Source organism: Shewanella sp. 10N.286.48.B5, assembly GCF_002874355.2.
In the GTDB taxonomy this organism is placed as follows: Bacteria; Pseudomonadota; Gammaproteobacteria; order Enterobacterales; family Shewanellaceae; genus Shewanella.
In genome coordinates, this window is the sequence record NZ_MCVG02000001.1 from 608,287 (window position 1) to 627,752 (window position 19,466).

Genomic DNA, 19,466 nt, shown 5'->3' on the forward strand with positions numbered 1-19,466 from the left:
AGGTGGTATCCCCTAGGGGATTCGAACCCCTGTTACCGCCGTGAAAGGGCGGTGTCCTAGGCCTCTAGACGAAGGGGACCCGGACTGGCGTTATACTCTACCAAAGAGTGAATACTCATTAAGTTCTGTAGGCTAAAACTTAACGCTTGTTCAAACTATCGAAATAAATCAATAATTTTAAAATTGTGGTATCCCCTAGGGGATTCGAACCCCTGTTACCGCCGTGAAAGGGCGGTGTCCTAGGCCTCTAGACGAAGGGGACCCGGACTGGCGTTATACTCTACCAAAGAGTGAATACTCATTAAATCCTGTAGGCTAAGATTTAACGCTTGTTTTAAACTATCGAAATAAACCAATAATTTTAAAATTGTGGTATCCCCTAGGGGATTCGAACCCCTGTTACCGCCGTGAAAGGGCGGTGTCCTAGGCCTCTAGACGAAGGGGACCCGGACATATTGTTTCACTTCTAATATAACGAAGACCTATAAGTAACACTTTAGAAGGCTATTAAAGTGAAACCGCCGTGCTCTTAATAAAAATAGCGCGGTGTCCTAGGCATCTCTTCTTTAATCGAAGGAGACCCGGACTGGCGTTATACTCTACCAAAGAGTGAATACTCATTAAATCCTGTAGGCTAAGATTTAACGCTAAAATTCAAACTACCAATTACTCAGTGATTTTTCTTCTTTTCGAAAAAAGAAGGTGGTATCCCCTAGGGGATTCGAACCCCTGTTACCGCCGTGAAAGGGCGGTGTCCTAGGCCTCTAGACGAAGGGGACCCGGACTGGCGTTATACTCTACCAAAGAGTGAATAACTCATTAAGTTCTGTAGGCTAAAACTTAACGCTTGTTTTAAACTATCGAAATAAATCAATAATTTTAAAATTGTGGTATCCCCTAGGGGATTCGAACCCCTGTTACCGCCGTGAAAGGGCGGTGTCCTAGGCCTCTAGACGAAGGGGACCCGGACTGGCGTTATACTCTACCAAAGAGTGAATAACTCATTAAGTTCTGTAGGCTAAAACTTAACGCTTGTTTTAAACTATCGAAACAAATCAATAATTTTAAAATTGTGGTATCCCCTAGGGGATTCGAACCCCTGTTACCGCCGTGAAAGGGCGGTGTCCTAGGCCTCTAGACGAAGGGGACCCGGACATATTGTTTTACTTCTAATATAACGAAGACCTATAAGTAACACTTTAGAAGGCTATTAAAGTGAAACCGCCGTGCTCTTAATAAAAATAACGCGGTGTCCTAGGCATCTCTTCTTTAATCGAAGGGGACCCGGACTGCATTAACTCTGCAAAGAGTGAATAACTCATTAAGTTCTGTAGGCTAAAACTTAACGCTTGAATTGTTGTAAAATTGGTGGAGCTACACGGGATCGAACCGTGGACCTCTTCGCTGCCAGCGAAGCGCTCTCCCAGCTGAGCTATAGCCCCTCAACTTTACAAATTGCATTTGGACATGCTGCGATAAATAATCACATCGTGTCTCAAGTACGGGGCGCATTCTATGCAGCCTGCCCAAAAGTGTCAACTCGTTTTTTAAGAATTTATTCTAGCTGCTACAAAATCAATCGCTTTGGATATTCTTTGTTCGCAACGAGCCTTTCCAATGAGAAATAAGGTTAAATCTACAGCAGGTGACATTCCGGCGCCTGTAACAGCGACACGTAAAGGCATTCCAACTTTACCCATTCCTACTTCAAGTTCTGCTGCGGTGTCTTCAATTGCTTGATGAATTGCTTCAACAGACCAATCAGATAGAGCAGAAATTTTTTGTTGGATTAACTTAAGTGGTTCCATTGCAACACCACGCAAGTGCTTTTTCGCTGCATTTTCATCAAAAGCGTCGAAATCTTCATAGAAGTAGCGACTAGATGCGGCTAACTCTTTTAAGGTTTTCGCTCTTTCTGCAAGTGCTGTGACAACTTCAGCTAAAGCAGGGCCGTTTGTGGTATCAATTTTTTGGTCATCCATATGCCATTGAAGGTGGCCTGCAACATATTCTGGTGCCGACTCTTTAATGTAATGCTGGTTTAGCCAATTTAATTTGTCAGTATTGAATGCAGAAGCTGCTTTGTTGATGTCATCTAATTTAAATAATGAAATCATTTCATCAATTGAGAATACTTCTTGATCGCCATGTGACCAACCTAAACGAACTAAGTAGTTCAATAGGGCTTCAGGTAAATAGCCATCATCACGGTATTGCATTACGCCAACTGCGCCATGACGTTTTGATAATTTAGCGCCATCGTCGCCTAAAATCATTGATACGTGCGCATATTCAGGAACAGGTGCACCTAATGCTTTTAAAATATTAATTTGGCGAGGGGTGTTATTGATGTGATCTTCACCGCGTACAACACAAGTGATCCCCATGTCCCAGTCATCAACAACTACACAGAAGTTATAAGTTGGCGTGCCTTCAGTTCGGGCAATGATCAAATCATCTAAAGTATCGTTAGCAAATTCGATGCGACCACGAACATGATCATCAAATACCACACTACCTTCTGTAGGGTTTTTGAAACGAATAACAAACGGCTCGTCAGTTTCACGTGGCGCTAAGTTACGACAATGGCCATCATATTTTTGAGACTCACCATTAGCAGCTTGTTCTTCACGCATTGCTTCAATACGCTCACGTGAGCAGTAACACTTATATGCACTGCCTTGTTCTAGCATTTGAGCAATGATTTCATTGTAACGATCAAAGCGCTTGGTTTGGTAATACGGGCCTTCATCCCAAGTTAAGCCTAACCACTCCATACCTTCTAAGATCGCAGCGCAAGCTTCAGGTGTTGAACGTTCAATATCTGTATCTTCCACACGTAAAACAAACTCACCTTGGTTCGCACGAGCATATAGCCAAGAATAAAGTGCTGTACGAGCACCACCTACATGTAAAAAGCCTGTTGGGCTTGGAGCAAAACGCGTCTTAGTTGTCATAATGGGACACTGACCTATTTCTGAAAACGTCTATATAAAGACAGATATAATAAAGTGGCAGATATTCTATACCCAAACCACCACATTATGCGAGTTCCACTCTTGTTATTTTCATTCTTGTGGAGCAGGCATTCACTATAGTCAACGTCATCTAATATTGCGCAATCAATTTAAGTTTGAATATAAAGGTTAGTAGTAGTCTACTAACTAACAGGTATTAGTGGAGGCAGAAAGAATATAATAGGGGGCTTATCAATAGTGAGATGTTATTTATTCGCCAAAATCTGGTTGAAGTCAGCAAAAGGCGGTCTAATGCGTCTAACAATCAACCAAGACGGCTGTTTTTAGCGCGCCTGAACTTTTTTAATCAAAAAGTCGTTGACAGTATTTCGTTGCTCCCTATAATACGGCCCCACACAGCGAGGTCGATTAGCTCAGCTGGGAGAGCACCTCCCTTACAAGGAGGGGGTCACTGGTTCGAGCCCAGTATCGACCACCATTCTTTTTTATAAAGAATTAAATCATTGTGTAAATCCCAGGTCGATTAGCTCAGCTGGGAGAGCACCTCCCTTACAAGGAGGGGGTCACTGGTTCGAGCCCAGTATCGACCACCATTCTTTTTATAAAGAATTAAAACATTATAAAATCCCAGGTCGATTAGCTCAGCTGGGAGAGCACCTCCCTTACAAGGAGGGGGTCACTGGTTCGAGCCCAGTATCGACCACCATTCTTTTTATAAAGAATTAAAACATTATAAATTCCCAGGTCGATTAGCTCAGCTGGGAGAGCACCTCCCTTACAAGGAGGGGGTCACTGGTTCGAGCCCAGTATCGACCACCATTCTTTTTATAAAGAATTAAAACATTATAAATCCCCAGGTCGATTAGCTCAGCTGGGAGAGCACCTCCCTTACAAGGAGGGGGTCACTGGTTCGAGCCCAGTATCGACCACCATTCTTTTTATAAAGAATTAAAACATTATAAAATCCCAGGTCGATTAGCTCAGCTGGGAGAGCACCTCCCTTACAAGGAGGGGGTCACTGGTTCGAGCCCAGTATCGACCACCATTCTTTTTATAAAGAATTAAAACATTATAAATTCCCAGGTCGATTAGCTCAGCTGGGAGAGCACCTCCCTTACAAGGAGGGGGTCACTGGTTCGAGCCCAGTATCGACCACCATTTTCTTCGATTTATCCTCTTCAAGTCATAATATTTTACTTTCAATGAACACCCATTCATCAGTTATAAATTTATTTAATATTTCTTGTGTTTTCTTAGCTTAACCGCTGCAGATAAAGTAACTCTTGCCGCTTAATGACATAAAAAACGCCCAGTTTCGATAGAAGTCAAAAGTGAGCGTCATAAAAGTGTGTTATTTATTGTGGAATGTTAATCAACGCCTAAAAAGCCGCCAGTTTGATGGGACCAAAGTTGGGCATAAATACCCTCAGACTTGATCAACTCTTGGTGAGTTCCTTGCTCAACGATCTGGCCTTTATCAATGACAATTAGTCTGTCCATAGCCGCGATGGTTGATAGTCGGTGAGCAATGGCAATCACGGTTTTACCTTCCATTAATTCATATAAACTTTCCTGAATTGCCGCCTCAACTTCGGAATCTAATGCTGAAGTGGCTTCATCTAGTAGTAAAATCGGGGCATTTTTCAATAATACTCGGGCAATTGCAATACGTTGGCGTTGACCGCCAGAGAGTTTTACCCCACGTTCACCCACTTGTGCATCTAAGCCTGTATTACCAAAGGGATCTGATAAATCATCAATAAACTCGGCTGCTTGAGCCTGCGCAATGGCTGCTTGAAGCTGTTGCTCCGAAGCATTAGGATCGCCATAGAGGATGTTTTCTCGAATTGAGCGATGCAGTAGTGAGGTATCTTGAGTTACCATGCCGATTTTAGCCCGCAGCGAATCTTGGGTAACATCGGTAATCGGTTGATCGTCAATACTCACTTGACCTTTTTCAACATCGTGAAAGCGCATTAGCAAGTTAACGAGCGTTGATTTACCAGCGCCAGAGCGACCTACTAAACCGACCTTTTCACCGGCTTTAATGTTTAAATTCAGATTGCTAATCACCCCTGATTTTTCGCCGTAATGAAAACTAACATCGTTAAAGTCAATTTTACCTTTGCTAACAACAATATCTTTAGCGCCAGGTTTATCTTCAATTTCAATGGGTTTTGATAAGGTATTCATCCCATCAGTGACAGTACCGATATTTTCAAACAGTGAGCTTATTTCCCACATGATCCATTGAGACATGCCGTTTAAACGCAGTGCTAAGCTAACAGCAATAGCAATCGCACCCACAGTAATCGCATTATCTGCCCAAAGCCAAATTGAAACCGCCGCAATGGTAAATGCTAAAAGGTAATTTATGATCTGCACTAAAACGTTAATGATGGTCACAAGGCGCATTTGGCCGTAGACGGTTTTAAGAAAGCCCATCATGCTGTCTTGGGCGTATTCAGCCTCTTGCTTGGTATGAGAAAACAGCTTCACGGTGGAAATATTGGTATAACTATCAACGATCCTGCCAGTCATGGTCGAGCGGGCATCTGCTTGCTTGGCTGAAATGGCTTTTAGCTTTGGCACTAACTTCCACTGAATAGCAATATACGCAAATAGCCACACCAGCATTGGCAGCATTAAGCGCACGTCAGCACTGGCGATCATCACCAGCATTGAAGTGAAATAGATGATGATATACATCAATACATCTAACAGTTTCATGACGGTTTCACGCACTGCTAATGAGGTTTGCATTACTTTAGTGGCAATGCGGCCGGCAAAGTCATCCTGATAAAATGAAACGCTTTGTTTTAGTAAGTATCGATGTGCTTGCCACCTGATGGCCATAGGGTAATTACCCAGCAAGGTTTGATGCACGATAGCCGCATGCAAAGCCACTAATAACGGAATAATCACCAGTACTACCACAGACATCAATATTAAGGTGCTACCTTCATCTTGCATTAAGGTCTGTGGGTTTTTAGTGACTAACCAGTCAACTAATTTGCCCATAAAGCCAAATAATGACACTTCTAAAATCGCCAAAGTCGCTGTCAAAATTGACATGATGATTAAGTGTTTTTCAAAACCGCGGGTGTAATGACGGCAAAAGGCATAAACGCCTTTTGGGGCTTGGCTGGGTTCTTCTGAAGGTAATGGGTTGGTAAGGGATTCAAAGAATTTAAACATCTATTTCTCAATATTTGAAACGGGAACAGCAATATATACAGAGGATACCTTAACTTGGTGCTGACTTGTTAGCTAAGTGTTAGTTAGATTGTTTCGATACTTGTAGGCTAGCATTAAATGGGGTCAGTGGTTGAGTTCCGTTTTCCGCTAGTGACTAGCGTCATTATTCGCTAAAGTGACGCTAATAATCTTCAAGCTGCTATTAACCAGCTTACATAAACGGGTAACGATAACATGTCTCCTAAAGCAGTGCTAAACAGCGAGAAGTCTTTAGCACCTATAGCCAGCAGTCAGGCGTGCAGTTTAGCTGCTAATGTTTGCCGTCAAGCAAGGCTAAGCCGTGATGCGCGTTTTGATGGGCATTTTTTTACTGGGGTTTTAACCACAGGGATTTATTGCCGCTCAATTTGCCCTGCGACGGCACCTAAAGAGCAAAACGTGCGTTACTTTGACTCTGCGATTAAAGCTGCTCAGGCGGGGCTTAGGCCTTGTTTACGTTGCCGCCCTGATAGTGCGCCACAATCCAATGCATGGAAGGGCACTCAAACCAGTTTGCAGCGAGCGATAGCCCTGATTGATGGCGGTTGTTTAAGTGGCGAACAGGGTCAAACACTTGCATCATTATCACAACGGCTGGGTATTAGTAGCCGCTATTTAAGCCAACTCTTTAATAAGCAGCTAGGCACCTCGCCAAAAAAATATGCTATTTATCGACAACTGATGTTTGCTAAACAGCTGTTACATCAAACCAGCTTGCCAATAACGGACGTGGCATTAGCTGCAGGTTTTAATAGTATCAGACGCTTTAATGAAGTTTTTAAGGAGCAGTTGCAATTGACCCCATCCCAATTAAGGCGTGATAGCGCCAAGGCAAATGTTGCTACCAAAGCTGACGGTATTAGCCTGTTATTAGATTACCGCCCGCCGTTTAATTGGTCGAAACAGTGGTCGTTTTACCAGTTAAGAAGCGTTGAAAACATGGAGTGGCTTGATGAGGCATCAAAGGCTTATGGCCGCAGTTTTTGTTTAAATGTTAATCATCGGCAGGTTAGCGGCACCATTGATGTATTACCGCTAAAAGATAAACACCAATTGTCACTTACGGTGAAATTTGAACGTGCTGACGACTTAGACTATTTACATCATGTGGTGCTGTTTGTGCGTAAGTTATTGGATTTAGATGCGGATATGGCGGTTATCCATCAATCATTTAAGTCACTTGTCGACATGGGGTTAACCCCTACAGAGGGTTTACGGATCCCTGCCACAGCCTCGGTGTTTGAAGCCGGATGCCGGGCAGTATTAGGTCAGCAAGTGAGTGTGGTACAGGCAAGTAAGCTACTGAATATCTTGGTGAGGAGTTATGGTAAAAAGCTTGTAATTTCAGATCGTGAGCTTATCTTATTTCCAACCCCGCAAGCGATAGCAGCGGCAAGTTTAACTGAATTTAACATGCCAGCATCACGCAAAGCCGCGCTTAATTTGTTAGGTCAGTTTGTCGCTGAGCACCCAGACGCAAGCCCTGATGATTGGCTCAGCGTTAAAGGTATTGGCCCATGGACTATTGCCTATGCCAAAATGCGCGGTCAAGGCGATCCGGATATCTTTTTAAGTGGCGATTTAGTGATAAAAAACCGCTTGAAAGTTCTGCGCTGCCAGCATGGGAAGGTTGATGGGCAGACAGAAGCGCTTACCGGTAAAGCCTATCGACAATTTTGCGACAAGATTGCCAAGGATGTCAGCCCATGGGGCAGCTATGTCACTTTTCAATTATGGAATAGTAATGAAAGTTAATAATCAACCGCCGATTTACCTGCAAATTGAGCTAAGCCCTGTGGGTTACTTGAAGCTGCGAGCCTCAGAATTAGGCCTTACCCATTTGCAAGTGGTCAGTGAGGCTGACGCTGTCGATAGTGGCGATATTATCGATGCAAGTGCTGACTCAATTGAGCAAGCTCAAAAACATGTGCAGCAAGCCATCACAGAACTTAATGAATATTTTGCCGGTAAGCGCAGTGAATTTGACGTCACGCTTGCAGCCACTGGTACTGTGTTTCAGCATGAGGTTTGGCAAGCGCTGCGAGAGCTGCCGTTTGGGCAGGTATGCAGTTATGGCGATATCGCCAATAAAATTAATCGACCTAAAGCAGTTAGGGCGGTGGGCGCTGCCAATGGTGCTAATCCCATAGCGATAATCGTGCCGTGTCATCGAGTGATTGGTAAAAATGGTACCTTAACCGGTTATGCCTATGGCCTTAAAATGAAACAAGCTTTGTTGTCATTAGAATCAGCTGATTAATCGAATGCGGCTTGTTTCATCATCTATGAGCAGTAATTCATCATTGCTTGATCTATTTCGCTAACTTAAGCGGCATAAATACGCTAAAATAGCTGGCTATACCTTATTTTGAGCACTTGAAATTAATGACCTCTGCTACTGATCGCAAAGATGATACCCAAACGAGCCTAAATGCTGACACCCTTTTAGCGACGCAATCTGAAACTAATACCGTTAGTTTCACCGAAATGGGCTTAATCTCGCCATTATTAGCGCGGTTAACTGAACTTGAGTACCTCACTCCAACGCCGATCCAAGCGCAGGCCATTCCTCACGTATTAGCGGGTAAAGATTTACTGGCTGGTGCAAATACTGGCTCTGGTAAAACCGCAGCATTCGCTTTACCGATTTTGCAGCAGTTAAGTCAGTCTGCTGGGGCGTCAAAAAATAAAGGTAACTTTGTTTCAGCGTTGATTTTAGTGCCGACCCGCGAGCTTGCAAAGCAAGTCGCCGATAGCGTTAAATCCTATGCGGTGCATTTTAATGGCGCCATTAAAACCGTTGCCGTGTTTGGCGGCGTGTCAGTGAATACTCAAATGCTGGCCCTTCGCGGCGGCGCAGATGTACTTGTGGCAACTCCTGGGCGATTATTAGATTTAATCTCAAGTAACGCCATTAAGCTTGATAAGGTAAAAACCTTAGTGCTTGATGAAGCCGATCGTATGTTAAGCCTTGGTTTTACTGACGAGCTGGCTTCAATATTAAAATTAATGCCTGAGAAAAAGCAAAAACTGTTGTTTTCAGCAACTTTCCCAGAGGAAGTTCGCACCCTTACGGCGAGTTTACTGGTTGAGCCAGTAGACCTTCAGTTGCAAAGCGCCGAAGAAAGCACCTTAGTGCAACGGGCATTTACCGTAAACCGTGAAAGTAAAACCGCATTATTAGCCCATTTGATCAAAGAGCATAAATGGCGCCAAGCATTGATTTTCGTTAATGCTAAAAATAGCTGTAAGCACTTGGCTGAAAAACTATCAAAACGGGGTATTAGCGCTGAAGTTTTCCATGGCGACAAAGCCCAAGGCGCCCGTAATCGTGTGCTAGATGGATTTAAGTCAGGTGAGATTGAGGTATTAATTGCCACCGATATCGCCGCACGTGGTTTAGACATTGATAAGCTCCCAGTGGTTATCAATTTCGATTTACCAAGAAGTCCTGCTGATTACATGCATCGTATTGGCAGAAGTGGTCGTGCCGGTGAAGTTGGTTTAGCGATATCATTATTAGCCCATGCGGATTACCATCATTTTAAAGTGATTGAGAAAAAAAATGCCCTGCGTTTAGAGCGTGAGCAAGTTGCTGGCTTTGAAGCCGATGAGCAAATGCCTGATGACTTGTTAGAGCTTGATAAGCCAATGGCAAAACCTGAAGGCACAGGTAAGAAAAAGCGTAAAAAGAAAGCCGAAGTCAATGTCGATTTTTGGGCTCATATTAAAAAACCTGAACAAGACTAATTCAGCCTTAGTCCCGAGAGAACGCCCCATTTCATAGTTAACAAGAGTATTAACGTTTTTATGAAGCAGTTATTTTGGTTAGTAGAGGGGGTCATTGCAGGTCGCAGTGGCCCTAATAAACACCCTTGGGATTTAGCGGAATTAAAAGCGGCAGGTATTGGCGCTATTTTATCGGTCAATGATGGTGACGAGGTCGCTGCTGCCGCCATAGAAGCGTTAGGGCTAAAATATTGCTGCACTCCTTTTTCAAATAATATCCCACCGCAAGAGGGTGATGAGGCTATTTGCGTTGCGCAAATGCCAACAGCGTTGGCCTTTATCAGAGAGTGTGAAGCGCAAAATATTGCGGTACTTATCCATTGCCGCTCCGGTAAAGACCGCACGGGCATCATGATGGCGTATTACTTAATGGATAATGGCGCAGCGCCAGTCCATGCTGTGAGTCAAGTGCGCAGTGTAAGAGACATTGCTTTTAGCGCTGAAGGTTGGGATCAATTTGTATTTGATGTCTTGTATGCGCTGCAAGATTAAACCATAGTTATACAGCGCATCTGTGACGGCTTATGATAGCGGTCATGTTAGCAATACGCTTAAACCATAGTGTAAAAGGCTGCCTGATAATAGAGCCCCAGTAAAACCTGAGTCAAATTGAAAGGAAGCCATCAATGCCCAAAAACAATTCTGTCATATTCGTTTGTTGTGTATTGTGTTTAACTCTCATTGGCTGCGCCAATCGCGCTGAATTCAAGCCTCTTTCTCAGCAGTATAAACTCGCGCCTGTCACTGACTCTCCTTTAGCACAATACATTCAATCTCAACTGCAGCAGTCCTCACCTCAGTACTCTTCACTTCAGTACTCTCAAACTAGCAGCCAAAGCAATGATGATACTCAAGCAGAGTTAAGTTTAACGGGAGTTAACCCCCTTAGTGATGGCATTGATGCTTTTATTGCTCGTTTAGCCATGATTGAAGCAGCCACTGAAAGCATCGACTTGCAATACTACATTTATCGCAATGATGAAACCGGGAAAATCCTCAGTTTATTTCTCTATAAAGCCGCTCAGCGCGGGGTGCGAGTTAGGGTGTTGCTGGATGATTTAACCACAGCAAATGGCGACGATGGCTTAATGGCCATTGCAACTCACCCTAATATTTCAGTGCGTTTGTTTAATCCATCCTATGAACGTCAGTATCGTGGACTGGCATTTTTATGGAACTTTAGCCGCCTCAATCATCGTATGCATAACAAATCACTGACCATTGATAATTTAGTGACAGTGGTTGGGGGGAGAAATATTGGCGCTGAATACTTTTCAGCAGATGAGAATGTCGATTTTGGTGATTTTGATTTACTGGCCATTGGCGACGCTGTTGATAAGGTATCAACCCAATTTGATACTTATTGGAACTCGGCCCAAGTTAATAGCATTGAGCAATTGGTAAAGGCCGCTGAGCCATATCAAGGCAATAATACAAATCCTGAGCAAGATAACGTGCTAGCGAAACTGGATGCCAGAGCAAGCATTCTTGAGAAGAGCTTAATGACCGATGAATATGTTACTCGTTTAGAAAAAAATACCTTATTAGATCGCCTGCAAAATCAAGGGTTACAGTGGTATTGGGGCGAAGCCCAAGTGGTGTATGATCCGCCAAATAAACTTGAAAGAAACCCTAATGACAGCATTTTATTAGATGACTTAAGTTATTTTTTTGAGCAAGCGCAGCATCAATTACTGATTGTCTCGCCTTACTTTGTCCCAGGCGATGCGGCAACCCATGCATTAATCAATGAAGTAAAACGGGGTAAAGAGGTCACCATAGTGACTAACAGTTTAGCTGCAACGGATGTATTAGCGGTTCATGCAGGGTATCAGCAGTACCGCCAAAAACTCATTGAAGGCGGGGTTAAGATTTATGAAGTAAAAGGCAATGCCAAGGGCCAAAAATCTAAAAAAACCAGTTGGAAAGGTAGCAGTCGCACGAGTTTACATGCCAAAACCTTTATTATTGATGAGCAAACACTCTTTGTTGGTTCGTTTAATTTTGATCCCCGCTCAGCACTGATCAACACCGAAATGGGCTTAATTATTGATAATGAGATGCTGGCTAAAAAGATCCTTGCAGGGCTTGCGCTGTCAGCAAATGATAAAGCTTATGAAGTGGTGTTAAAAAATGGCGAGCTGGTGTGGCTTGACCATCAGCATCATAAAATTATTTATGCAGAGCCCGGTGCTGGCTTTTGGCGTAAGTTTTTAGCTGATTTTTTAGCATTGTTGCCAATAGAGTCCCAGCTGTAGTTTTCTAATTGATAAAGCAAATTAGCGACTTAACCCCCGAAATTCAGATTTGAATTTGATATGACGAAAAGGCTGTGGTTAACTTTAAATAATCAGTTTTAATCGGCAATATTATGAAAAGTAAAGCAAGCCAGTCACAAGGATTGTTACTGTTTCACCTTTCCCATACTCAGCAGTTTGCTTTGGGCACCTTAAAAGTTCGCGAAATTGTCCCGTACACGCGTTTGTCGGTTATTCCGAAATCCCATCCGTCAATATTAGGTGCAGCAACCATACGCAGTAAAACCATTGCGGTGATTGATATGGCTGCATCGATTGGTTTTAAGCCGATAGGTCCAAGCGACTATGATAAATGCAATATTATCATCACTGATTGCCAGCGAATGGTGATAGGCTTTTTGGTTAGAGGAATTGACAAAATAATTGAGTGTAACTGGCGAGATATTGAGGCGCCTGCAGCGAACTTAGGCCATCAGGTTTTTCTTACTGGGGTTGCTCGCCTTGATGGCAAATTAGTGCAATTGTTGGATGTCGAGTTATTAATGGCAAAATTATTCCCCTATGATCCCGACGCTAATCGAGCTATTTTGACAGATATTCAACGAGAGAAATTAAAGCCACTGAATATCTTATTAGTGGATGATTCTAAAGTCGCTCGAAAGCAACTTTCAGATGCACTCGATTCTATCAATATCCCTTATTCTGTCACCGCAGATGGCCATGATGCACTACAGATCATGCAGCGGGCTGCAGATAACCAAAAACCTATAGATTTGTTAGTGAGTGATATTGAAATGCCAGGACTTGATGGTTATGAGCTTGCATTTGAAGTCAAAAATAACCCGCAACTTGCCAATGCCTATATTATTTTACATACCTCTTTATCCAGTGAAATTAGTGTCAGCCAGGCTAAACAAGTTGGCGCCGATGAAGCGTTAACAAAATTTGATGCCCATGAATTAATTGATGCTATTCTCCGAGGGGCAAAATAACAATTTTCATCTAATACAATAATTTGCCAATAATGAAACGCGCTAAATTTCATCACATGTTGGCTAAATGTGGTTTGTTTGGGAACGTACGGTAATATTAGTGCATCATTTTGCAGCGAAACTAGACTTTAGCCATCCCATCCGATATATACCTATCAGAGCTTATTAAAATCCCGTTATTCGATTTTTAAAAAGTCACAAATATTAGAGCTTAATAAAAGCCATAAATATAAAAATATAGGTCAAGCAATGAATCAAAATCCATCACTGTTAGCGCGATTAGCTAATGGCAGTTTAGTGTTACAAATTCTCGCCGGTATTGTACTGGGTGTTCTTCTCGCCACATTTTCAACTTCAGCAGCAGGGCAGGTTTCCTTCCTTGGTGATTTATTTGTTGGAGCATTAAAAGCAGTCGCACCGATCTTAGTGTTTGTACTGGTGGCATCATCAATTGCAAATCAAAAGAAAAATGCCCATACCAATATGCGTCCTATTATTGGTTTGTATTTAGCGGGCACATTTGCTGCCGCGTTAACTGCAGTACTGTTTAGTTTTGCCTTTCCGACAACATTAGTACTTGTTGGCGGCGTTGAGGGGACTAATCCTCCTCAAGGTATCGCAGAAGTGTTAAATACCTTGTTATTTAAAATTGTTGATAATCCAGTGAATGCACTGCTTACCGGTAACTATATTGGTATTTTAGCCTGGAGTATTGGTTTAGGTATTGCTTTACACCACGCCAATGAGTCGACAAAGAAAGTTATTTCAGACTTAAGCGATGGCGTAACCGCAATCGTACGCTTTGTGATCCGCTTTGCGCCTATTGGTATCTTTGGCTTAGTGTCGGGCACCATTGCGGCAACAGGCTTTGATGCATTAGCAGGCTATGCGCAATTACTTGCAGTATTGGTAGGCGCTATGGCCTTTATTGCTTTAGTGGTTAACCCGATTATGGTTTACGTAAAAATCAAACGTAACCCTTATCCATTAGTGTTTAAGTGTTTACGTGAAAGTGGCGTAACGGCGTTTTTCACCCGTTCAAGTGCTGCCAACATTCCAGTGAATATGGCTTTATGTGAAGAGTTAAAGCTGCATAAAGATACTTACTCAGTGTCAATCCCATTAGGCGCAACCATTAATATGGGCGGCGCGGCAATTACTATTACCGTACTGACTCTTGCAGCTGCTCATACCTTAGGTATTCAAGTTGACTTCTTAACAGCAGTGTTATTAAGTGTGGTTGCTGCAGTATCGGCATGTGGCGCTTCAGGCGTTGCTGGTGGCTCATTACTGCTTATTCCGCTTGCGTGTAGCTTGTTTGGGATCTCTAATGATGTGGCGATGCAAGTTGTTGCTGTAGGCTTTATTATTGGCGTTATTCAAGATTCTGCGGAAACTGCGCTAAATAGCTCAACGGATGTGGTATTCACCGCTGCAGCTTGTGAAGCGGCTGAGAATAAAGCAAACGGTTAAGGGTTAAGCTTAAAAAGCTTCAACCTCTAATGTGAGATAATAAAAAACCGACAACTTGTCGGTTTTTTTGTATCTGCATACTTATTTTAGCGCCAGTTAAATTGTTTTTAGCAAAAAGGGTGTTTGCTAAAAAAAGTGCGTTGCTTTTGAGTGTACGGGTGAATAATTGTCAGCATTTGCGCATGCAAGCTAAGGCGCTTTTTGGCTTTAGCTGTAATGTCATCACCGTAAAAGTTATCACCAAGTATCACATGGTTAAGTGCTAGCATATGAACACGTAACTGATGAGTACGACCTGTTTCTGGCATCAACTTAACCAAGGTATGATTTGCAAAACGCTCGATGACTTCATAGTGAGTAATCGCTGATTTACCTTGATCTGATACCACTTGAAATGGTGGGTTTTCTTTGTCGCCAGCTAACGATAAATCAATCGTGCCACTGTCAGCGCCCATAACACCATCTACTTCAGCGATATAAACTTTCTTGGTTTTTCTATCTTGAAACTGAGTTTTAAGATGAGACTCGGCTTTTTTATTGCGGGCAAATACCATGATGCCAGAGGTGTCGCAGTCTAAGCGATGTACCAAAATGGCTTCAGGGTAGAGTTTTTGTAAACGAGTAATAGCACAATCATGGGTATTGGCAGCTTTGCCAGGATTTGCTAATAAGCCGGCAGGTTTATTAATAACAATGATATCTCGGTCTTTATAACGGATATCAAGCCATGGAATACTAGGTGGTTGGTAGTCAAAAATTTGCATTTAGTCGCATCGGTTTACAAAAATAGGTGACTATTTTAGCAAATAAACGGCGCTGCAGTAATGGATATCAACCGCTAAAGTAAAATAGCCTCAATTAATCGGCTATTTGATTGCGGCAAATCAGTTATGGCAGGTATTGTTCAGGTGTCTTACGGCTATAGATACGGCTATAGGCCATTAACTGTGGATAGAAAGTACGAAAAGCAATCTCAATTTCAACATATAACTTGTCAACGTCGCTGATGGCCGTCTTAAAAAGCTCAGGTTTTGAAATACGTTGACTCACACCTTCAATTGCTTTGTTTAGCCCAGCTCTTGTTTGGTAGCTCATTAACCAATCTTGTTCGATGACTTTTGGGATGATCAATTGCAGCTTTTCCGGCAGTTCGGCGGTATGTTGCAGGCTATGGTATGCCTTTTGAGTAAACTCAGATAACGATTGCTGATGATACTCATCCCAGTAGAAAGCAAGGTAATGATCAAACACTAAATCAATTAAAATTGGCGCCACACGGCGTGAACTTTTTGGAAATAATTTGATTAAATCGGTGATTAATTCATGGCTGTCAGTAATTTGATCGATTTGTCGATGTAGCCATAAACCTTGTTGCAAATGCTTTGGGAAGTGTTTTATATCGCCCTTGGCAAAGTCTCCAGCAAGATTGGCTGCTAAGTGGCTGTCGCTAATATCAGCTAAATGTAGGTGCGCTAGAAAGTTCATATTTTGTACTTTTATTTTTGAAAATTTACAGTATGATACTAAACAACAAAATTGGAAATATAGTAACAACTGACTGTAAGATTCATCATATAGATTTCTCTTTAAAAGTCATGGCTATTATTTACAATTTGTACTTATGGAAGATATTTTATGCCTGTTGAAATTTGGGCTGTAGGGATCATGGATGATGAAAAACTGGATAAAATCAGTATTAAGGCAGCAGTCTGCTAAAAAACGTAAAAAAGTTGACATAGACCTCAAGATTGAAAGCCATTCTTTTAAACCTGACAGTTTATGTAATTCTGCCGATAAAAATTTGTTTTCATCAGTATCTGAAGTTGATGATAATTTAGCAAATGTACAATCAACGAATTCAAAATAACCCTATCTTCGTGGTTTTTTAAACGCCGCGCTTAAGCCAGATCCCCAACTGATTTTAATGTTGGCGTTAGCCATTAGCCGCTGGCGTGCATTAATCGATCACTATTTCATACCCTTTGCTTGATATTAGCAGTTACTAGTCCTAGACTAGCGCGGTTTTTATTGTCTATAAAAGAGTATCGAAAATGCGCGTAGCAGACTTTTCTTTTGAATTACCAGATGAGCTTATTGCTCGATATCCAATGGCTGAGCGAAATGCTTCGCGTTTATTGACCTTAGATGGCAATTCAGGTGAGTTGGCCGATAAGCAATTTACCGATGTCCTGTCGAAAGTGAATAGCGGTGACTTGATGGTATTTAATAATACCCGTGTTATTCCAGCACGTTTGTTTGGTCAAAAAGCAAGCGGTGGTAAATTGGAAATGTTGGTGGAGAGAATGCTTGATGATAAGCGTATTCTTGCCCATGTTCGTTGCTCTAAGTCTCCTAAAGTTGACTCTATGATTATTGTTGACGGTGGCTACAAAATGAAAATGCTAGCCCGTCATGACGCTTTATTTGAGTTAGCCCTTGAAGATGATAAAACCATTTTAGAAGTACTTGAAGAAGTTGGTCATATGCCTTTGCCGCCGTATATCGATCGTCCCGATGAGGATGCTGATAAAGAGCGCTATCAAACGGTTTATAACCAAACCCCCGGCGCTGTGGCAGCACCTACAGCAGGTTTGCACTTTGATGATGCCATGCTTGAGGCGCTAAAAAACAAAGGCGTTAATATCGCTTTTGTAACCTTGCATGTAGGCGCGGGTACTTTTCAGCCAGTGCGAGTGGATACCATCGATGAACATGTGATGCATTCTGAGTGGGCTGAAGTTAGCCAAGAGGTTGTCGACTTAATTGCTCAAACTAAAGCGGCGGGCAAACGCGTTGTTGCTGTAGGCACTACATCAGTGCGTTCATTAGAAAGCGCTGCGAAAGCCTGTGGTGATGACCCGTTGACGGAATTTAAAGGCGATACCGATATTTTTATTTATCCAGGATATCAGTTCAAAGTTATTGATGCCATGGTGACTAATTTTCATTTACCAGAGTCAACCTTGATTATGTTAATCAGCGCATTTTCGGGTTATGAAAATGTGATGCAGGCTTATCAGCATGCGATTGAGCACAAATACCGCTTTTTTAGCTATGGCGATGCCATGTTTTTAACGAAAAAAGCCCCGTAACGATTGATTTTGATCTAAAATACCCGCCCACAGAGGTGGGTATTTTTTTGGGTTTATTTTGTAGCCTCACTTGAAGTTGCAACATTTGCCCTCATGTCTTAATGAAACAACAGCGAGTCAGACTGTTTATCTGGCAAGGTGATTTATGAAATTTGAATTAGATACAACTGATGGTCGCGCACGTCGTGGTCGTCTGATTTTTGAGCGCGGCACCGTTGAAACTCCAGCATTTATGCCAGTAGGTACTTACGGTACTGTGAAAGGGATGACGCCTGAAGAAGTTAGAGCCACAGGCGCTGATATTCTGTTAGGTAACACCTTCCATTTATGGCTTCGCCCAGGTGAAGAAATCATGCGTAAGCATGGCGATCTTCATGATTTTATGAATTGGCAGCGTCCAATTTTGACTGACTCTGGCGGGTTCCAGGTATTTAGCTTGGGTGATATTCGTAAAATCACTGAAGAAGGGGTGCATTTCCGTTCGCCTATCAATGGTGAGAAGATTTTCTTAGACCCTGAAAAGTCGATGCAAATTCAAGACTCATTAGGCAGCGATGTGGTGATGATTTTTGACGAATGTACGCCATATCCTGCAACACATGATGAAGCGCGTAAGTCGATGCAAATGTCATTACGTTGGGCACAGCGTTCACGTGACGAATTTAACCGTTTAGAAAATCCGAACTCGTTATTCGGTATTATCCAAGGCGGTGTGTACGAAGATTTGCGTGATGAAAGTATTAAGGGCTTAACTGAAATCGGATTTGATGGCTACGCCGTAGGTGGTTTAGCTGTTGGAGAGCCTAAAGAAGATATGCACCGTATTTTAGAGCATGTTTGTCCTCAGATCCCTGAAGATAAGCCTCGCTACTTAATGGGCGTTGGTAAGCCAGAAGATTTAGTTGAAGGCGTCCGTCGTGGTGTGGATATGTTTGATTGTGTTATGCCAACCCGTAACGCACGTAATGGTCACTTATTTACTTCTGAAGGCGTGATTAAAATTCGTAATGCTCGTCATCGCGATGATACTTCTACCCTTGATGAAAATTGTGATTGTTATACCTGTAAAAACTACACCCGCGCGTATTTATATCACTTAGATCGCTGCAATGAGATCTTAGGTGCGCGTTTAAACACCATTCACAACCTACGTTACTATCAAATGTTGATGGAAGGTTTGCGTGGCGCAATTCAGACAGGTACATTAGACGCCTTCGTGACAGAGTTTTACACCAAACTGGGTCGTGAAGTACCAGAACTATAGTTGACTGATTTTTTTTTAGAAAATAAGAAGAGAGTAATATGTTAATTTCAAATGCATACGCAAACGCAGCAGGCGCTCCTCAAGGTGGCGGCACCATGGAACTGATTTTCATGCTAGTTATTTTTGGCTTGATCTTCTACTTCATGATCTTCCGTCCGCAGTCTAAGCGTGTAAAAGAGCACAAAAACTTAATGTCTGCATTAAGTAAAGGTGATGAAGTGCTTACAAGCGGTGGCATTTTAGGCAAGATTGCTAAAATCAGCGATGATAGTGATTATGTTTTATTAAGCATTAATGAAACCAGTCAGATCACCATTAAAAAGGACTATATTGCAGCGGTATTGCCAAAAGGCTCTATCCAGTCGTTGTAAGCCAAGAGGGCT

The 19,466-nt window shown here is 42.4% G+C and carries 15 protein-coding genes and 14 tRNA genes; 18 read left to right on the plus strand and 11 right to left on the minus strand.

Annotation, left to right across the window (positions count from 1 at the left end; all coding sequences use genetic code 11):
• Nucleotides 1-3 precede the first annotated feature (3 nt).
• From BCU57_RS02610 to gltX, 8 genes are all read right to left on the minus strand, one after another.
• Nucleotides 4-79: transfer RNA gene (locus BCU57_RS02610), tRNA-Glu, on the minus strand.
• A 107-nt stretch (nucleotides 80-186) separates the two neighbouring features.
• A tRNA-Glu gene (locus BCU57_RS02615) sits at nucleotides 187-262 on the minus strand.
• A gap of 108 nt (nucleotides 263-370) precedes the next feature.
• A tRNA-Glu gene (locus BCU57_RS02620) sits at nucleotides 371-446 on the minus strand.
• Between the two features lie 257 nt (nucleotides 447-703).
• Nucleotides 704-779: transfer RNA gene (locus BCU57_RS02625), tRNA-Glu, on the minus strand.
• A gap of 109 nt (nucleotides 780-888) precedes the next feature.
• A tRNA-Glu gene (locus tag BCU57_RS02630) sits at nucleotides 889-964 on the minus strand.
• A 109-nt stretch (nucleotides 965-1,073) separates the two neighbouring features.
• A tRNA-Glu gene (locus BCU57_RS02635) sits at nucleotides 1,074-1,149 on the minus strand.
• A gap of 217 nt (nucleotides 1,150-1,366) precedes the next feature.
• A tRNA-Ala gene (locus tag BCU57_RS02640) sits at nucleotides 1,367-1,442 on the minus strand.
• Nucleotides 1,443-1,547: 105 nt separating this feature from the next.
• Nucleotides 1,548-2,957 carry a glutamate--tRNA ligase gene (gene gltX, locus BCU57_RS02645; RefSeq protein ID WP_102436489.1) on the minus strand — a complete coding sequence of 470 codons (1,410 nt, stop codon included), beginning with the start codon at nucleotides 2,955-2,957 and terminating at the stop codon, nucleotides 1,548-1,550.
• A 423-nt stretch (nucleotides 2,958-3,380) separates the two neighbouring features.
• On the opposite strand from gltX, the gene BCU57_RS02650 reads away from it, so the two are divergent.
• The 7 genes from BCU57_RS02650 (at nucleotide 3,381) to BCU57_RS02680 (ending at nucleotide 4,136) form a co-directional block, all read left to right on the plus strand.
• Nucleotides 3,381-3,456, plus strand: a tRNA-Val gene (locus BCU57_RS02650).
• 39 nt (nucleotides 3,457-3,495) lie between these two features.
• Nucleotides 3,496-3,571: transfer RNA gene (locus tag BCU57_RS02655), tRNA-Val, on the plus strand.
• A 37-nt stretch (nucleotides 3,572-3,608) separates the two neighbouring features.
• Nucleotides 3,609-3,684: transfer RNA gene (locus BCU57_RS02660), tRNA-Val, on the plus strand.
• Nucleotides 3,685-3,721: 37 nt separating this feature from the next.
• Nucleotides 3,722-3,797 (plus strand) — tRNA-Val (locus tag BCU57_RS02665).
• A gap of 37 nt (nucleotides 3,798-3,834) precedes the next feature.
• A tRNA-Val gene (locus BCU57_RS02670) sits at nucleotides 3,835-3,910 on the plus strand.
• 37 nt (nucleotides 3,911-3,947) lie between these two features.
• Nucleotides 3,948-4,023 (plus strand) — tRNA-Val (locus tag BCU57_RS02675).
• A gap of 37 nt (nucleotides 4,024-4,060) precedes the next feature.
• Nucleotides 4,061-4,136, plus strand: a tRNA-Val gene (locus BCU57_RS02680).
• A 210-nt stretch (nucleotides 4,137-4,346) separates the two neighbouring features.
• Here the strand turns inward: BCU57_RS02680 and BCU57_RS02685 are convergent.
• Nucleotides 4,347-6,176 (minus strand): ABC transporter ATP-binding protein, encoded by a 1,830-nt coding sequence (locus BCU57_RS02685; RefSeq protein ID WP_102439673.1) that lies wholly within the window; start codon nucleotides 6,174-6,176, stop codon nucleotides 4,347-4,349.
• Between the two features lie 234 nt (nucleotides 6,177-6,410).
• Between BCU57_RS02685 and BCU57_RS02690 the strand changes: the two genes are divergently transcribed.
• The 7 genes from BCU57_RS02690 (at nucleotide 6,411) to sstT (ending at nucleotide 14,727) form a co-directional block, all read left to right on the plus strand.
• On the plus strand, nucleotides 6,411-7,970 hold the full coding sequence (locus tag BCU57_RS02690; protein WP_102439672.1) for an Ada metal-binding domain-containing protein: 1,560 nt from the start codon (nucleotides 6,411-6,413) through the stop codon (nucleotides 7,968-7,970).
• On the plus strand, nucleotides 7,960-8,475 hold the full coding sequence (locus tag BCU57_RS02695) for a methylated-DNA--[protein]-cysteine S-methyltransferase (protein ID WP_102439671.1): 516 nt from the start codon (nucleotides 7,960-7,962) through the stop codon (nucleotides 8,473-8,475). The genes BCU57_RS02690 and BCU57_RS02695 overlap by 11 nt, the downstream gene beginning before the upstream one ends.
• Nucleotides 8,476-8,702: 227 nt before the next feature.
• Nucleotides 8,703-9,965, plus strand: a complete 1,263-nt coding sequence (locus BCU57_RS02700; RefSeq protein WP_241903561.1) for a DEAD/DEAH box helicase — start codon at nucleotides 8,703-8,705, stop codon at nucleotides 9,963-9,965.
• 60 nt (nucleotides 9,966-10,025) lie between these two features.
• Nucleotides 10,026-10,496, plus strand: a complete 471-nt coding sequence (locus tag BCU57_RS02705) for a dual specificity protein phosphatase family protein (RefSeq protein ID WP_102439669.1) — start codon at nucleotides 10,026-10,028, stop codon at nucleotides 10,494-10,496.
• Nucleotides 10,497-10,630: 134 nt separating this feature from the next.
• Nucleotides 10,631-12,262, plus strand: coding sequence for a phospholipase D family protein (locus BCU57_RS02710; protein ID WP_102439668.1), 1,632 nt, complete (start codon nucleotides 10,631-10,633; stop codon nucleotides 12,260-12,262).
• 113 nt (nucleotides 12,263-12,375) lie between these two features.
• Nucleotides 12,376-13,254 carry a chemotaxis protein CheV gene (locus tag BCU57_RS02715; protein WP_102439667.1) on the plus strand — a complete coding sequence of 293 codons (879 nt, stop codon included), beginning with the start codon at nucleotides 12,376-12,378 and terminating at the stop codon, nucleotides 13,252-13,254.
• Between the two features lie 249 nt (nucleotides 13,255-13,503).
• Nucleotides 13,504-14,727, plus strand: a complete 1,224-nt coding sequence (gene sstT, locus BCU57_RS02720; RefSeq protein ID WP_102439666.1) for a serine/threonine transporter SstT — start codon at nucleotides 13,504-13,506, stop codon at nucleotides 14,725-14,727.
• Nucleotides 14,728-14,834: 107 nt separating this feature from the next.
• Here sstT and BCU57_RS02725 read toward each other — a convergent pair whose 3' ends face one another.
• The gene (locus tag BCU57_RS02725; protein ID WP_102439665.1) at nucleotides 14,835-15,491 is read right to left on the minus strand and encodes an RluA family pseudouridine synthase; all 657 of its coding nucleotides are present in this window, start codon (nucleotides 15,489-15,491) and stop codon (nucleotides 14,835-14,837) included.
• 124 nt (nucleotides 15,492-15,615) lie between these two features.
• Entirely contained in the window at nucleotides 15,616-16,212 is a 597-nt protein-coding gene (locus tag BCU57_RS02730; protein WP_102439664.1) for an ACP phosphodiesterase, read from the minus strand.
• Between the two features lie 184 nt (nucleotides 16,213-16,396).
• On the opposite strand from BCU57_RS02730, the gene BCU57_RS02735 reads away from it, so the two are divergent.
• From BCU57_RS02735 to yajC, 4 genes are all read left to right on the plus strand, one after another.
• Nucleotides 16,397-16,594 (plus strand): hypothetical protein, encoded by a 198-nt coding sequence (locus BCU57_RS02735; RefSeq protein WP_102439663.1) that lies wholly within the window; start codon nucleotides 16,397-16,399, stop codon nucleotides 16,592-16,594.
• Between the two features lie 184 nt (nucleotides 16,595-16,778).
• Complete coding sequence (gene queA, locus BCU57_RS02740; protein ID WP_102439662.1) at nucleotides 16,779-17,819, plus strand: tRNA preQ1(34) S-adenosylmethionine ribosyltransferase-isomerase QueA; 1,041 nt, start codon at nucleotides 16,779-16,781, stop codon at nucleotides 17,817-17,819.
• 145 nt (nucleotides 17,820-17,964) lie between these two features.
• Complete coding sequence (gene tgt, locus BCU57_RS02745) at nucleotides 17,965-19,083, plus strand: tRNA guanosine(34) transglycosylase Tgt (protein ID WP_102439661.1); 1,119 nt, start codon at nucleotides 17,965-17,967, stop codon at nucleotides 19,081-19,083.
• A gap of 38 nt (nucleotides 19,084-19,121) precedes the next feature.
• The gene (gene yajC, locus BCU57_RS02750) at nucleotides 19,122-19,454 is read left to right on the plus strand and encodes a preprotein translocase subunit YajC (RefSeq protein ID WP_076542918.1); all 333 of its coding nucleotides are present in this window, start codon (nucleotides 19,122-19,124) and stop codon (nucleotides 19,452-19,454) included.
• Nucleotides 19,455-19,466 lie beyond the last annotated feature (12 nt).

Excerpts from the sequence above, each read along its gene's own strand:
- BCU57_RS02705 (WP_102439669.1), top strand. The coding sequence starts at position 10,026 with ATGAAGCAGTTATTTTGGTTAGTAGAGGGGGTCATTGCAGGTCGCAGT.
- sstT (WP_102439666.1), top strand. The coding sequence starts at position 13,504 with ATGAATCAAAATCCATCACTGTTAGCGCGATTAGCTAATGGCAGTTTA.
- BCU57_RS02735 (WP_102439663.1), top strand. The coding sequence starts at position 16,397 with ATGATGAAAAACTGGATAAAATCAGTATTAAGGCAGCAGTCTGCTAAA.
- BCU57_RS02715 (WP_102439667.1), top strand. The coding sequence starts at position 12,376 with ATGAAAAGTAAAGCAAGCCAGTCACAAGGATTGTTACTGTTTCACCTT.
- yajC (WP_076542918.1), top strand. The coding sequence starts at position 19,122 with ATGTTAATTTCAAATGCATACGCAAACGCAGCAGGCGCTCCTCAAGGT.
- BCU57_RS02695 (WP_102439671.1), top strand. The coding sequence starts at position 7,960 with ATGAAAGTTAATAATCAACCGCCGATTTACCTGCAAATTGAGCTAAGC.
- queA (WP_102439662.1), top strand. The coding sequence starts at position 16,779 with ATGCGCGTAGCAGACTTTTCTTTTGAATTACCAGATGAGCTTATTGCT.
- BCU57_RS02730 (WP_102439664.1), bottom strand. The coding sequence starts at position 16,212 with ATGAACTTTCTAGCGCACCTACATTTAGCTGATATTAGCGACAGCCAC.
- BCU57_RS02690 (WP_102439672.1), top strand. The coding sequence starts at position 6,411 with ATGTCTCCTAAAGCAGTGCTAAACAGCGAGAAGTCTTTAGCACCTATA.
- tgt (WP_102439661.1), top strand. The coding sequence starts at position 17,965 with ATGAAATTTGAATTAGATACAACTGATGGTCGCGCACGTCGTGGTCGT.
- BCU57_RS02700 (WP_241903561.1), top strand. The coding sequence starts at position 8,703 with ATGGGCTTAATCTCGCCATTATTAGCGCGGTTAACTGAACTTGAGTAC.
- gltX (WP_102436489.1), bottom strand. The coding sequence starts at position 2,957 with ATGACAACTAAGACGCGTTTTGCTCCAAGCCCAACAGGCTTTTTACAT.
- BCU57_RS02710 (WP_102439668.1), top strand. The coding sequence starts at position 10,631 with ATGCCCAAAAACAATTCTGTCATATTCGTTTGTTGTGTATTGTGTTTA.
- BCU57_RS02685 (WP_102439673.1), bottom strand. The coding sequence starts at position 6,176 with ATGTTTAAATTCTTTGAATCCCTTACCAACCCATTACCTTCAGAAGAA.
- BCU57_RS02725 (WP_102439665.1), bottom strand. The coding sequence starts at position 15,491 with ATGCAAATTTTTGACTACCAACCACCTAGTATTCCATGGCTTGATATC.